This window comes from Actinokineospora inagensis DSM 44258 (assembly GCF_000482865.1).
In the GTDB taxonomy this organism is placed as follows: domain Bacteria; phylum Actinomycetota; class Actinomycetes; order Mycobacteriales; family Pseudonocardiaceae; genus Actinokineospora; species Actinokineospora inagensis.
Window position 1 is genome coordinate 1 of the sequence record NZ_KI519521.1, and the last position, 13330, is coordinate 13330.

Below are 13330 nucleotides of genomic sequence, written 5' to 3' on the forward strand. Positions count from 1 at the left end.
GATTGAGGGCGGGGGGTGCGGTGGGCGAGCGAGGGTGGGGGTTGGGGGTGAATGGGGGTGTGGGGCAAGCGGGGTAGCTTGCGGCGGTGGTGAAACTGCGGGCGTGGTTGGTGCCGGAGCCACCGAGGGTGGGGGACCCGGGTGAGCGGCGGGTTGTGTGGGTTGAGCTGGCGATCGTTTTCGCGGTGACGTTGGGGTTGTCGGGGTTGAGCAGCTTGGTTTCGCTGCTTGACGCGTTGCTGCGGCCCGTTTCGTTGGGGCAGCAGACGGTGGCGATCAATGTTTCGCAGGCGGATGTGGGGGTTCTTGACCTGCTGAAGCAGTTGTTGGGGGTGGTGCGGCTGGTGGCGTGGGGGGCGTTGGGGCTGTACCTGCTGTACCGGGCGGGGATGAAGCCTCGGAGCGTTGGGCTGGATGGGGAGAAGAAGGGGCGGGACGCGCTGGGGGGCGTGGGGTTGGCCTTGCTGATCGGGGTGCCGGGGTTGGGGTTTTACCTGGTCAGCCACGCGCTGGGGATCAACTTGGCGGTGGCGCCGTCGACCATTGGGGACACGTGGTGGCGGCCGGGGGCGTTGACGTTGCTCGCGGCTGGGAACGCGTGGGCGGAGGAGGTGCTGGTGGTGGGGTACTTCATCACCAGGTTGCGGCAGTTGGGGCTCAGGGAGAACTCATCGCTGCTGTCCGCGGCTGTGCTGCGCGGGTCGTACCACCTGTACCAGGGGTTTGGCGGGTTCGTCGGGAACGTGGTGATGGGGTTGGTGTTCGGGCGGGTGTGGCAGCGCACCAACCGGTTGTGGCCGTTGGTCATCGCGCACACGTTGCTCGACTTCGTGGCGTTCGTGGGCTATTCGCTGCTGCGGGGGAAGGTGTCCTGGCTGCCTTAGGCGGTCAGCAGGCCCAGGCCGATCGAGACGACGCCGACTGCCAGGGACATGGCGCCGAGCCAGATCAGGGCGATGAGGCGGTTGGGGCGGGTGACCTCGCCGCGGCCCATGGAAGAGAAGAAGAAGCCCGCAGAGATCAGCGCGGCCGCGGCGGGGACGGCGACGCGGGCGATCCAGCCGAGGGCGCCGGACAGGCCCGCGGCGTCGGCGAGGACGAGGCAGACGAGGGCCAGGGTGACCAGCACGCCTGCGTGGGCGTGGCCCGCGCGGGCGAACTTCTGCTGGAAGGGGCTCAGTTTCTGCTGTCCGCGCGCGACCCGCATCAGGAACCAGCCGCCGAACTCGATGCCGACGACAGTGAGCAGGACTACCCCGGCGAGGTAGCGGCTGGGATCGGAGAGGATGACCATGCCCAAACATTACAGCGTTACGTAACAGCGTTTCAATACCTTGGTCTGGCGGATCGCCGCAGCTCCGGGTACCAAGGGGGCATGGCGGGCCTGGGCGAGTACCGGCGCAAGCGCGACGCCCGGAAAACCCCGGAGCCCGTGCCGACCGACGACGCCCTGCCGGTGGGCGCGAACAACATCTTCGTCATCCAGGAGCACCACGCCAGCAGGCTGCACTGGGATGTGCGGCTGGAACGCGACGGTGTGCTGGTGAGCTGGGCAGTGCCCAAGGGGCTGCCGACCGAGCCCGGTGACATCCGGCTCGCGGTGCACACCGAGGACCACCCCATGGAGTACGCGACCTTCGAGGGGGAGATCCCGCGCGGCGAGTACGGCGGCGGCCGGATGACGATCTGGGACCGTGGCACCTACGAGACCGTGAAATGGAGCGACCGCGAGGTGGCCGTGGTCTTCACCGGCAACCGTGTGCAGGGCAAGTACACGTTCTTCCACGGCGGCAAGTCCGACAAAGACTGGATGGTGCGCCGGTCCGATCCGCCGCAGCGGTCGGACTGGACGGCGCTACCGGACGCGATTGAACCGATGCTGGCCACCCTCGGCGCGCTACCGCCCGATGGCGACAACTGGGCGTACGAGTTCAAGTGGGACGGGGTGCGCGCCATGGCAAGAGTCGACGGCGGGCGCCTACGACTGTTCTCGCGTAAGGGCAACGAGATCACCAGTACCTATCCCGAGCTACGTACCCTCGGCGAGGAGTTGGGCTCGACGCAGGTATGGCTTGACGGTGAGGTTGTCGCGTTCGTTGATGGGAGGCCATCTTTCGCGGCCTTGCAGAAACGCATGCACGTCACCGATGAACGTATGACGCGTCGGCTGGCGGTAGACCTACCTGTCACGTACGTGGTTTTCGACGTCCTCCACCTTGACGGCCGCAGTTGCGTGGACCTGCCCTACGTAAGACGCCGCGAGCTGCTCGTGGACCTGGAACTGCGCGGCTCGCACTGGAACACGTCACCGAGTTACCCCGCCGAGGGCGCAGCGGTTCTCGAGACGGCGCGCGAGCAGGAGCTGGAAGGGATCATCGCGAAGCGACTCGGGTCTCGCTACCACCCCGGACGCCGCAGCCCGGACTGGATGAAGGTCACCGACCTGCGCGCCGTCGAGGTCGTCATCGGCGGTTGGCGGCCCGGCGAGGGCCGCCGCTCGGACGTGTTCGGCTCCCTGCTCGTCGGCCTCCCCTCCCCCGACGGCCTCCGCTACGTCGGCCACGTCGGCACCGGTTTCACCGACGAGGCGCTGCGGCTGCTCACCGCGAAGCTGCACCGGCTCGACCGCAAGACCTCGCCGTTCTGCAACGACATCCCCCGCGACCGGGCGCGCGGCGCCCGCTGGGTCCGGCCGACCCTGGTCGGCGAGGTCGTGTTCCGCGACTGGACCCCCGACGACCGGATGCGCGCCCCGTCCTGGCGCGGCCTGCGCGCCGACAAGGCGCCCGACGACGTGACGGAGTGGTCCGATGTCCGGTGAGGTGCTGGTCGAGGTCGCAGGCCAACGGCTCCGACTGTCCAATCTGGACAAGGTGCTCTACCCGGACGACGAGTACACCAAGCGGGACGTGATCGACTATTACAGCCGGGTGGCCGGGGTGCTCGCCCCGCACCTGGCCGACCGGCCGGTCACCTTCCGCCGCTTCCCGGACGGCGTCACCAAGCCCGGTTTCTTCGAGAAGAACGCCTCCCGGCACGCCCCCGACTGGATCCGCACGGTCACCATCGAGACCCCCGGCAGCACGACCGGCGCCGAGTCGCTCGACTTCGCCATCCTGCCCGACCTGCCGTCGTTGGTGTGGGCGGCCAACCTCGCCGGACTGGAACTGCACGTACCACAGTGGACGGTCGGGCCGCGCGGCGCGAAGCACAGCCCGGACCGCCTGGTGTTCGACCTCGACCCCGGTGCGCCCGCCACGGTTGTCGAGTGCTGCGCGGTCGCCCTGCACCTGCGCGAACTGCTGGTGGCCGACGGGCTGGACCCGGTCACGAAGACCAGTGGTTCCAAGGGCATGCAGGTCTACGCGACCGTCACCACCACGTCGCCGACCCGCACGTCCGACTACGCCAAGTCCCTGGCCGAACGCCTCGAACGCGACCACCCCGGCCTGGTGGTCTCGCGGATGGCCAAGAACCTGCGTCCGCGCAAGGTGTTCATCGACTGGAGCCAGAACAACCCGAACAAGACCACCGTCGCCCCGTACTCGCTGCGCGCCCGCCCGCGCCCCACCGCGTCCACCCCGGTGACCTGGGCGGAGGTCGAGGCGTGCCGGACCCCCGCCGACCTCACCTTCACCGCCGACGACGTCCTCGACCGGGTCGACGAGCACGGTGACCTGTTCGCCCCGCTGCTCAAGAAAGGACCCACGCTACCCCGCTAGGACGCAATGATCCGGCTTTCGAACACGACTTCCGATTAACGAACAGCGGGTTTTCATAGCGATCTGTGGCGTTCTCCGCCATTCTGGGTGCTCGCGGGCGGCGTTTTGCGTACCGAGTGGTTAGGCTCAATCGCGTGACCAGCACCCCCGAGGTCCCCGACGTCGAGCGAACCCCGCCCGTCCCCAAGGTGGACAGCGAGGTCGGGCCGTTGCGCACGGTGCTGCTGCACCGGCCGGGCAACGAGTTGAAGCGGCTCACCCCGCGCAACAACGACCAACTGCTGTTCGACAGCATCCCGTGGGTGGACCGCGCCCAGGACGAGCACGACGCGTTCGCCGACGTGCTGACCGGGCGCGGGGTCGAGGTGATGCGGCTGTTCGACAGCCTGGTCGTCGCGCTGACCGACGAGCGGGCGCACGCGGCGGCCACCACGGCGGCGGTCGACCGGCGGCGGCTGGGGACGGAGCTCGCCGACGCGCTGAGCGGCTACCTGTCCACTGTGGACGCCAAGGGGCTGGCCGACGTGCTCACCGGCGGGATGACCTTCGAGGAGCTGCCCGCGGCGGAGGGCGCCTCGCTGGTGCGCAAGATGCACCACCCGCACGACTTCGTGGTCGACCCGCTGCCGAACCTGCTGTTCACCCGCGACTCGTCGGTCTGGATCGGGAACCGGGTGGCGATCGCGTCGCTGGCGATGCCCGCGCGGGCCAGGGAGACGGCCCTGCTGGACCTGATCTACGCGTACCACCCGCGGTTCCGCACGGCGGGGCGGGCGTACGGCGCGCACTCGGCCCCCGTCGAGGGCGGTGACGTGCTGCTGCTGGCGTCCGGCGTGATCGCGATCGGCGTCGGGGAGCGGACGACACCCGCGGGCGCGGAGTCGCTGGCCCGCTCGGCGTTCCGCGACGGGCTGGCGCACACCGTGCTGGCGGTGCCGATCGCGCAGGACCGGGCGACCATGCACCTGGACACGGTGTGCACCATGGTCGACCGCGACGCCTTCGTCATGTACCCGGCCGCGCGGGACACGCTGCGGGCCTACACGCTGCGCCCCGGTGACGCGGGCGGCGTGCACGTCGACGGGCCCGCGCCGTTCCTGGACGCGGCCGCGGCGGCGATGGGCGTCGACCGGCTGCGGGTGATCGACACCGGCCTGGACCCGGTGACCGCCGAACGCGAGCAGTGGGACGACGGCAACAACACCCTCGCGGTGGCACCTGGTGTCGTGGTCGCCTACGAGCGGAATGTGGAAACGAACGCGCGACTGGAAGACGCGGGCATCGAGGTGCTGCGGATCAGCGGTTCCGAACTGGGCACCGGCCGCGGCGGACCGCGGTGCATGTCCTGCCCGGTCGCCCGCGACCCGCTTGGCTGACCCGACTCAGCCAAGCAACCACCGCGCGGCCAGGAAAGCCAGGGTGCCGAAGACGACCAGCAGCGCCGTGACGGCGGCCGCGGGCCAGTACCCGTTCGATTCCATGCGGTGGGTCCTCCTAGGGGTGCCGAAAGATCCTTGCACCCGCGGCCCCGGTCCGCAGGTCACCGGCTATCGCCCGATACGGTGAACCACCGGCTGGAAAAGTTAGGAATGGCTACCCTGAAAAGGGATTCAATAGCCTTGCCTAACATTTCCCCAGGCTTGCCTAACGTGATCAAAACGGCCGTGGGAATGGCGAGATCGATAGCGCGGAAACGGCCGGATTCACGTACCGTCTGATGCCATGACCTCCAAGTTCCACAAACTGCTGCAGGTGCAGATCCGCAACGAGTTCACCGCATCGCAGCAGTACGTCGCGCTCGCGGTGTGGTTCGACGGGCAAGACCTGCCGCAACTGGCCCGGCACTTCTACCGCCAGTCGGTCGAGGAGCGCAACCACGCCATGATGATCACGCAGTACCTGCTGGACAACGACATCCCGGTGTCCGTGCCCGGGGTCGACGAGGTCCGCAACGAGTTCGCGGACGCGGCCGAACTGGTCACCCTCGCCCTGCAGCAGGAGCGCGCGGTGACCGACGAGATCGTCAACCTGGCCAAGGTCGCCCGCGACGAAGAGGACTACAAGGGCGAGCAGTTCACCCAGTGGTTCCTCAAAGAACAGGTCGAGGAGGTCGCCTCCATGCGCACCCTGCTCAACGTGGTCAAGCGCTCCAACGGGAACCTGTTCGACGTGGAGAACTTCCTGGCCCGCGAAAGCGCGGGCGATTCCGGCGCCGACCCGACGGCCCCGCGCGCGGCGGGCGGCAAGCTCTAAGACGCGGCCAACCGCTAGGACCTGGCCAACGCGGCGGGCAACTCGAACAGCCCGTCCGGCCCCGGCGGGAACGGGTACACGGCCACGACCGACGGCGCGGGGATCGAGCCGTAGACGTGCGGGAACCACGGCCCACCCGGGATCGGCGGATCACCCGGTTCCCACCGCACGTCCAGGCCTGCCGGGTCGACCACCAGCAGCACCAGGTCAGACCTGCCCGCGAACAACCGGTTCGCGGGCAGGTGCACGGTCCCCGGGTCGGAGCAGTGCACGAAGTCACCGTCGACCGGGCTGACCCGCTCAACTGGCCAGCCCGCCGTCGTCGTGATGTGCAGGATCACCGGATGGTGATCTGGCGGCCGACCAACCCGTCCCGGGCGCGGCGCTCGTCCGAGGTCAGCGGCTCGCCTGCCAGCGAGGCCAGGGCGGCGTCCAGGCGGGTGCCCAACTGGTCGACCGCCTCGGTCCACTCGCGGGCGTGCGGCTCGCGGTCCAGGTCCCACACCGGTACCAGCAGACCGTGCGCGCGGAACGAACCCGCGTAGCGGGAACCCTCGCCCAGACCCAGCTCACCCTTGGCGTGCAGCCGGGCGAGCGCGGCCAGCAGGTCTTCCTCCGGCTCCGGGCGGACCCAGCGCAGGTGCGCGCGCTCACCGGCGTCGACCCAGTACGCCGCCGCGCCGATCCGCTCGGTCGGCAGGATCGCGCTGTTCGCCCGTTCCAGGGACAACGCGACCTCGCCGGTCGGCTCGCTGCCCTCGGGCATCCACCACGAGAAGTCGCCGTGCACGGCGGCTTCCAGCGGCGCGTCGGTGGGAACCAGGTCCTGCAGGCGCTCCGGCTGGTCACCCGGGTCGGTGTCCGGGCCGACGACGGCCAGCACGTCGCCCGCCTTGGCGGTCAACGCCCAGCGGACCGCGCGCGCCAGGTCCCGGCTGATGTCGCTCGACCGGGTCTGCACCTGCAAGCCGACGTACGCGACACCGTCCGCGCGCACCAGCGCGGCGGCGGCCATCGGCAGCACGGTCGCCAGGGTGATCTCCCGGTCGGCCTCGACCAGCGGCAACGCCGCCGTGCCGGACGGCACGAACTCGCGCAGCGCGACCAGCTCGCACTCCGCCGCCAAGCCCTCGAACGGGCGGGCCACCGCGACCTCGACCGCGCCACCGGCCGACCCGTGGCACGCCTTGTAGCGCTTGCCCGACCCGCACGGGCAGGGCTGACGGGGGCCGATGCCCGACGCGTCCGGGGCCTTGGCCTTGTTCTTCACGGCGGATCGCCTGGACATCCGGCAACTCCTCGTCGAGACCGATTGATGTGCTGACGCTACCCAACCGCGCCGCCACCACGGCGCGCAGGCACGGGTTTTGGCAGAGTCGCCGGTGACCACACAGCCGGAAGGGACACCGCCGTGGCCTTCGACCCCGCCGACCCCGCGTTCGTCGCCGACCCGTACCCGGTTTTCGCCGCCCTCCGCGCCACCGGCGACGTCCACTGGAACGACCACCTCGGCCTGCACGTCGCCGTGTCGCACGCCGCCTGCTCCGCCGTCCTGCGGGATCGCGGACTGGGGCGGATCTGGCGCGACAAGGAGCCGGTGTCGGCGTTCTCGGCGTTCAACACGCTGCACCGCAACTCGCTGCTGGAGAACGAACCGCCGACGCACACCCGCCTGCGCCGGTTGATCTCGGCCGCGTTCGGACGCGGGCACGTGGAGCGGATGCGGCCCGCCGTGGAAGAACTGGCCACTGGCATGGTGGAGTCGCTGGTGGCCGCGATCTCCGCTGACGGGTGGGCTGACCTGCTCGAACACGTGGCCGAGCCGCTGCCGATCGAGGTCATCGGGGAACTGCTCGGGGTGCCGGTGGCGGACCGGGCGAAGCTGCGCCCCTGGTCGAACACGATCGTGAAGATGTACGAGTACGGGCAGGCCCCCGAGTTGGCCGCCGCCGCGGAAGACGCCTCGGCGGAGTTCGCGGACTACCTGCGTCACCTCACGGGCAGGCCGGGACTGGTCAGCGATCTCGTGGCCGTCCGGGACGGCACGGACAAACTCAGCGATGACGAGCTCGTGGCGACCGGGGTGTTGTTGCTGATGGCGGGGCACGAGGCGACGGTCAACGTCGTGGGCAACGGGGTGCTGGCGTTGCTGGAGCACCGCGACCAGTGGGACCTGCTGGTCACCAATCCGGCGTTGCTGCCGAGCGCGGTTGAGGAACTGCTGCGGTTCGACCCGCCGTTGCAACTGTTCGAACGAACGGCGACCGTTGACGTCACCATCGCCGGCCAGGACATCGCCGCAGGCACGAAGATCGCCGCGCTGCTCGGCGCCGCCGCGCACGACCCGGCCGTCGTGCCGGACCCCGCGGTCCTCGACATCACCCGGACGGTGAACCCGCACCTGTCGTTCGGGGCCGGGATCCACTACTGCGTGGGAGCACCGCTCGCCCGGATCGAGATCGAGGCCGCCTTGCGCGCGTTGACCCAGCGCCTACCTGGACTGCGGCCGGCGGGCACGCCGGTTCGCCGTCCGGAGTTCGTGATCCGCGGCCTGCGGGCGCTGCCTGTTTGTTAGCGGGCGGACGTGGTCGGGCGCGGAACCCTGGTCGGAGTCGGGGCACCGTCGACCTGGACGACCCGGAGACGGCGGACGGACGTGGGGTCCATCGGAGCCAAGAGCAGCGAGAAGCGGCTGACCAGGCGGAGGGTGAGGACGGCGAGGGTCACCGCCGCCAAGTTGGTGAGCGTGGTCAGAATGACCCCGTCCGCCTGGGCCTGGACGGAATCGCGGAACCGCCAGAGCAGGGTGAAGACGGCGAGCAGCCAGTTGGCCACCCAGGTGAGCCACCACGTCCACATCAAGCCGGTCGGCGTCGGCCGGACATCCGCCGGGCGACGCAGGATGGCGTGCTCCAACTCGGCCAGCACAGCCCCCGGGACGACGAGGTTCGGGCCGGGGACCACCAGCCCGGGAAGCAACCGCCAGTCCTCCCGAGCAGGCAAATACCCGGCGGTCTCTGCAGCGGCGAGACGGGCCGCCTGGACCCACCACAAAGTCGCCAACGCACTCAGGATGCCGGCGCACACCGACAGAACCGAACCGGTGACAACCAGACTGTCAGATAGCTGAACGATGTTGCGGCTTAGCGCACCCGTACGGCTCTGCAGCAGCAGCACATACCGCCAGACCTCCGCACCAGCAGCAATAAGACCCACAGCAGCAAGAACCCACAGAGCGGACACAGCGAGCCGAGCACGCGACCGAACCCGCTCCACCGGAGACGACAGATCCTCAGCCGCACCCGGCACAGCCGTCTGCCAACGCCAAGCAAGAGCCGGAAAACCCCAACGCGGCGGAGTCCGGTAAGAGGGCGGACCGAGATACGGCAACCGCACCCGAGGCGTCGACGACACACCGGACCCAGGCGGCGGAGTCGCCACCCACTCGTAAGACCGCCCCGGATACACGACTAGATGACCTGCGGATCCACACCAGACTCAGCGACGACCAACCGCCCCTGAGCAGACCACAACTGCATACCACCCTCCACATTGACCGCATCCCAGCCATTGGCGTTCAAATACTGGGTCACCCGAGCCGAACGACCACCAGACCGACACACAACGTAGACAGTGCTGTCGGCCGGAAGCTCACCAAGACGAGACACCAAGTCCCCCATGGGGATGTGCAGCGCACCCGGAGCGTGACCAGCATCCCACTCATCGTGCTCACGAACATCAACCAAGGCGGCGTCAGCAGGCAGATCAGCAGGAGTCACGGCAGGCACGCTGTATGGCATCACACGTCGATGCTGCCACGAGAGGCAGTAGGGCGCGGGTGAAGGGTGCCGGCCCGACAGCACCCCCCACACCAACACCCCACACCGAAACCCGCCCCTCGAAACCCACCTCCCATCGACGAAGCGCCACACCCAACACCGCACACCCATAAACCACCACGCAAATCGGCGAGGCGCCACACCCAACACCGCGCGCCCAAAAACCCACGCCTGATCGACGAAGTCCACCAACCTGCGCCGCGCGCCTCGGGACCCGCCGACACCAACCGCCCGTTGTGGCAAAAAAAAAGGCACGCCCGCGAGTTCATCCACTACTGCCGCGAGCGGCTGGCCCGCAAGCCCGAGGAGATCCCGTCGGTGCTGGAGACGCTGTACGTGTACACCTCCGACAAGCGGATCAAGCACCCGGTGAGCATGTTCAAGAGCGCGCTCACCGAGCAGGAGGACCACACCATCGACACCGGCTTCGACCTGTTCCTCGAGCAGGTCGCCGACGAGAACGAGCTCAACGAGCTGCAGGGCAAGATCCGGCAGGTGTTCGGCCAACTGGTCGACAAGGACCTCACCACCAACGGCAAGGTGCGGCGGGCGCTGGCCGAGGCGCTCGGATGAGCACCCCCATCGAGGTGCCGTGGCGGGTCCTGCCGGACTACCGCTGCTTCGGCTGCTCCCCCAGCAACGAACACGGCCTGCGGCTGGAGTTCACGCACGCGGGCGAGGGCATCGAGTGCGTCCTGCGGGTCGACCGCACCTTCGAGTCGTACCCGGGCGTGGTGCACGGCGGCATCGCGACCACGGTGTGCGACGAGATCATGGGGAACCTGCTCGTGCTGAAGGTCGGCAACTCGGTGTTCACCACCACCCTGCGCACCCGGTACCTCTCGCCGCTGTCGGTCGGTGTCGAGTACCGCTGCGTGGCCACCGCCGACGCGGTCGGCCCGGAGTCGGAACCGCCGTACCGGGCGTACGCGGAGATCGTCGACCCCGACGGCGCGGTGTGCGTGACCGCCGTGGGCACCTACCAGCCCGCCACCGCCGCCCAGGTCCGCGACCGGATGGACCTCACCGACCACGAAGCCGAACTCATCGAAAACGCCTTGGCCGATCTTCGTAAGGCCTGAAGAAAGTTCACCGAGGAAGGAACGAGATGTCCGAGGAAGTCATCACCACCGTGACCGAGATCGTGGCCGGGGAGTTCGGCCTGCCCGTCGCCGCGATCGGGCCCGACGTGGACCTCAGCACGCTGGAGGGCGCGGACTCGGTGAAGGTGCTGCGGTCGGTCGCCAAGATCGAGCGCACCTACGACATCGAACTGGAAGACGACCAGGTGTTCGGCCTGAAGACGGTCCGCGACGCGGCGACCCTGGTCGTGTCCACCCTCGCCGAGAAGGAGCCCAGCGGTGGCGGTCGCTGACACCAACACCCACTACGACTCCGACCCGGAGATCTTCGGCCTGTACCTGGACCCGATGCGCAAGTACTCCTCGGGCCTGTACAAGTCCGACGACGACACCCTGGAGCAGGCGCAGCGCACCAAGCTGCACTTCGTCGCCGACCGGGTGAAGCTGGCGCAGGGCAAGCGGCTGCTCGACATCGGCTGCGGCTGGGGTTCGCTGATCCTGTTCATGGCCGAGGAGTACAAGGCGAACGTCGTCGGCATCAGCCCGGCGCCCAACCAGCACGAGTACATCCGCGGCCTGGTGGCGGAACGCGGACTTGGCGACCTGGTGACGACCCGGGTCGGCTACATCCAGGAACTGGACATCGAACCGCGCTCGTTCGACGCGGTGACCATGCTCGGGTCCATCGTGCACATGCCCGACCTCGGCGACGCGTTCGCCCGCGCCCACGCGGCGCTGCGCACCAAGGGCATGCTGTACGTGTCGGAGAGCTGCTTCCGCAACGCCGCCAAGCACGCCGAGTTCAGCGAACTCGACTCGACCACGTTCGTCCGCGACTCGATCTTCGGCTGGGGCGACATGCGGCCGCTCTCGGAGTTGGTCAGGGGCGCCGAGGACGCCGGTTTCAGCGTGGTCGCGGTCGACGACCTCACCGACGACTACCACCGCACCATCGAGGACTGGCTGACCAACGTCGCCCGCTCGGCCGACCGCCTCAACGAGATCGAGGCGGGCCTGGCCGACAAGCTGACCCGCTACCTGCGCACCGCCAACGCCGGCTGGGGCTTCACCACGAAGCACTACGCCCTGACCTGCGCGAAACGGCGGTAGCCCGTGGGCACCCAGGTCGGCGGCCCACTGCTGCCCGCGTCCCAGGTCGACGCCGCCGTCACCACCTTCCTGCGGTCCGGCCCCGCCACCAACCGCTGGGACGAGTTCGACTTCGACTGGTCCCAAGCCGACGCCGGTGTGCTGACCGACGGCCAACGCTCCGCGGTCGAGTTCATCACCATCATCGAGGACCACCTCCCCGGCTACTTCGCCCTGTACGACACGCATTTCCCGGTCGACGACACCGTCGACCGGAACGTGTTCGTGCACAACCGGGAGCTCTACCACTTCTCGATCCGCTGGGCGCAGGAAGAGGACAACCACGCCCGTGTCCTCGCCCGCTACCAGGTCGAGTCCGGCATGACCACCCCGGACCCCCTGCGCGACTCACTGGCCGTGGAAGGCCAGAAGAAGTTCGCCGTGACCTACGCGGACGCCGTCCAGTTCTTCACCTACCCGTTGGTGCAGGAGAAGGCCACCCAGCTCTACTACCAAAACCTCCGCCAAGTCATCGACGAACCGGTCCTGGCCCACATCCTCAACCGCCTCAGCCGCGACGAGGCCCGCCACTTCACCTTCTTCGCCGACATGCTCCAACGCTACCTGGTGACCTACGGCGACGCCGTCGTCGACCCCATCCGCGCCGTCATCGCCGACTTCCGCATGCCCCTGGCCGACACCATCCGAGGCTACTGGCGCTGGGCCCTCAAAATCGCCGACACAGCCAGATACGACCACACCGACGCCTACGAGTACCTCATCAAGGTCCTCAACCGCGCCGTCGACACCCAGTCCGACAAGGTCACAGAACTAGTCAACTTCATCTCCGCCTGCCGCACCATCACCACCAGCTAACCACAAGTAGACAGTCCACACAGGACAAACGAAGGGCCGACCCACACCCAGGGTCGGCCCTTCACCATTCCACAACCCCACCCAGACCAACCAGCACCGCGCGCCCAAAAGCCCAGCCCCGATCGACAAAGCTCCACACCAGCACCGCGCGCCTCGAAACCCACCCGAAATCGACGAAGGCCGCCAGCCCACCCCACGCGCCCAAAAAGCCGGCCCAAATCGACGAAGGCCGCCAACCCACCCCACGCGCCTCGAAACCCGCCCCATATCAGCGAAGTCCCACGCCTGCACCGCGCGCCTCGGGACCCGCCGATCCCAACCGCCCGTTGTGGTGGAGTTGTTTTGTTTGGGGGGAGCGGTGGCCTAAGCCGGCCGGCGGGTAAGGCCACGCTTTCCAGTGGCCCCGCCTTTTAGCCTTACCCAGGCTGCCGCTAGGGGCCCCAAACAAAACAACTTCACCACAACGGGC

General features: G+C 68.7%; 16 protein-coding genes. 11 read left to right on the forward strand and 5 right to left on the reverse strand.

Going from position 1 to position 13330, the window contains the following annotated elements; all coding sequences use genetic code 11:
- Positions 1-86 precede the first annotated feature (86 nt).
- Entirely contained in the window at positions 87-884 is a 798-nt protein-coding gene (locus H504_RS0131645; RefSeq protein WP_026426070.1) for a CPBP family intramembrane glutamic endopeptidase, read from the forward strand.
- Here H504_RS0131645 and H504_RS0131650 read toward each other — a convergent pair.
- The gene (locus tag H504_RS0131650; RefSeq protein ID WP_026426071.1) at positions 881-1294 is read right to left on the reverse strand and encodes a hypothetical protein; all 414 of its coding nucleotides are present in this window, start codon (positions 1292-1294) and stop codon (positions 881-883) included. The genes H504_RS0131645 and H504_RS0131650 overlap by 4 nt on opposite strands.
- Positions 1295-1375: 81 nt before the next feature.
- On the opposite strand from H504_RS0131650, the gene ligD (H504_RS0131655) reads away from it, so the two are divergent.
- The 4 genes from ligD (H504_RS0131655) (at position 1376) to H504_RS0131675 (ending at position 5975) form a co-directional block, all read left to right on the forward strand.
- Positions 1376-2821, forward strand: coding sequence for a non-homologous end-joining DNA ligase (gene ligD, locus H504_RS0131655; RefSeq protein WP_026426072.1), 1446 nt, complete (start codon positions 1376-1378; stop codon positions 2819-2821).
- Positions 2811-3722, forward strand: coding sequence for a non-homologous end-joining DNA ligase (gene ligD, locus H504_RS0131660; protein WP_026426073.1), 912 nt, complete (start codon positions 2811-2813; stop codon positions 3720-3722). The genes ligD (H504_RS0131655) and ligD (H504_RS0131660) overlap by 11 nt, the downstream gene beginning before the upstream one ends.
- A gap of 188 nt (positions 3723-3910) precedes the next feature.
- Positions 3911-5098 (forward strand): arginine deiminase, encoded by a 1188-nt coding sequence (locus H504_RS0131665; RefSeq protein WP_026426074.1) that lies wholly within the window; start codon positions 3911-3913, stop codon positions 5096-5098.
- Positions 5099-5444: 346 nt separating this feature from the next.
- Positions 5445-5975, forward strand: a complete 531-nt coding sequence (locus tag H504_RS0131675) for a ferritin (RefSeq protein WP_035307227.1) — start codon at positions 5445-5447, stop codon at positions 5973-5975.
- A 14-nt stretch (positions 5976-5989) separates the two neighbouring features.
- Here H504_RS0131675 and H504_RS0131680 read toward each other — a convergent pair whose 3' ends face one another.
- The gene (locus tag H504_RS0131680) at positions 5990-6316 is read right to left on the reverse strand and encodes a DUF952 domain-containing protein (RefSeq protein WP_026426076.1); all 327 of its coding nucleotides are present in this window, start codon (positions 6314-6316) and stop codon (positions 5990-5992) included.
- Complete coding sequence (locus H504_RS0131685; RefSeq protein WP_026426077.1) at positions 6313-7263, reverse strand: DUF5926 family protein; 951 nt, start codon at positions 7261-7263, stop codon at positions 6313-6315. Before H504_RS0131685 ends, H504_RS0131680 begins: the two co-directional genes overlap by 4 nt.
- Before the next feature lie 123 nt (positions 7264-7386).
- Here H504_RS0131685 and H504_RS0131690 point away from each other — a divergent pair, with 123 nt between their 5' ends.
- Complete coding sequence (locus H504_RS0131690; RefSeq protein WP_026426078.1) at positions 7387-8550, forward strand: cytochrome P450; 1164 nt, start codon at positions 7387-7389, stop codon at positions 8548-8550.
- Here the strand turns inward: H504_RS0131690 and H504_RS0131695 are convergent.
- A complete protein-coding gene (locus H504_RS0131695) occupies positions 8547-9443 on the reverse strand; it encodes a DUF4328 domain-containing protein (RefSeq protein WP_026426079.1) in 897 nt (298 codons plus the stop codon). The two genes, H504_RS0131690 and H504_RS0131695, sit on opposite strands and share 4 nt — an antisense overlap.
- Before the next feature lie 2 nt (positions 9444-9445).
- Positions 9446-9775, reverse strand: a complete 330-nt coding sequence (locus H504_RS40665; RefSeq protein WP_084468503.1) for a rhodanese-like domain-containing protein — start codon at positions 9773-9775, stop codon at positions 9446-9448.
- A gap of 273 nt (positions 9776-10048) precedes the next feature.
- Between H504_RS40665 and H504_RS38070 the strand changes: the two genes are divergently transcribed.
- From H504_RS38070 to H504_RS38075, 5 genes are read left to right on the forward strand one after another with little or no spacing between them, the layout of a single operon-like run.
- Positions 10049-10387, forward strand: a complete 339-nt coding sequence (locus H504_RS38070) for a hypothetical protein (RefSeq protein WP_051386476.1) — start codon at positions 10049-10051, stop codon at positions 10385-10387.
- Entirely contained in the window at positions 10384-10896 is a 513-nt protein-coding gene (locus H504_RS0131705; RefSeq protein ID WP_026426080.1) for a PaaI family thioesterase, read from the forward strand. Before H504_RS38070 ends, H504_RS0131705 begins: the two co-directional genes overlap by 4 nt.
- A 26-nt stretch (positions 10897-10922) precedes the next feature.
- On the forward strand, positions 10923-11189 hold the full coding sequence (locus H504_RS0131710; RefSeq protein ID WP_026426081.1) for an acyl carrier protein: 267 nt from the start codon (positions 10923-10925) through the stop codon (positions 11187-11189).
- A complete protein-coding gene (locus H504_RS0131715) occupies positions 11176-12006 on the forward strand; it encodes an SAM-dependent methyltransferase (protein ID WP_026426082.1) in 831 nt (276 codons plus the stop codon). The genes H504_RS0131710 and H504_RS0131715 overlap by 14 nt, the downstream gene beginning before the upstream one ends.
- A gap of 3 nt (positions 12007-12009) precedes the next feature.
- Positions 12010-12861 (forward strand): acyl-ACP desaturase, encoded by an 852-nt coding sequence (locus H504_RS38075; RefSeq protein ID WP_035307228.1) that lies wholly within the window; start codon positions 12010-12012, stop codon positions 12859-12861.
- Positions 12862-13330: the final 469 nt, after the last annotated feature.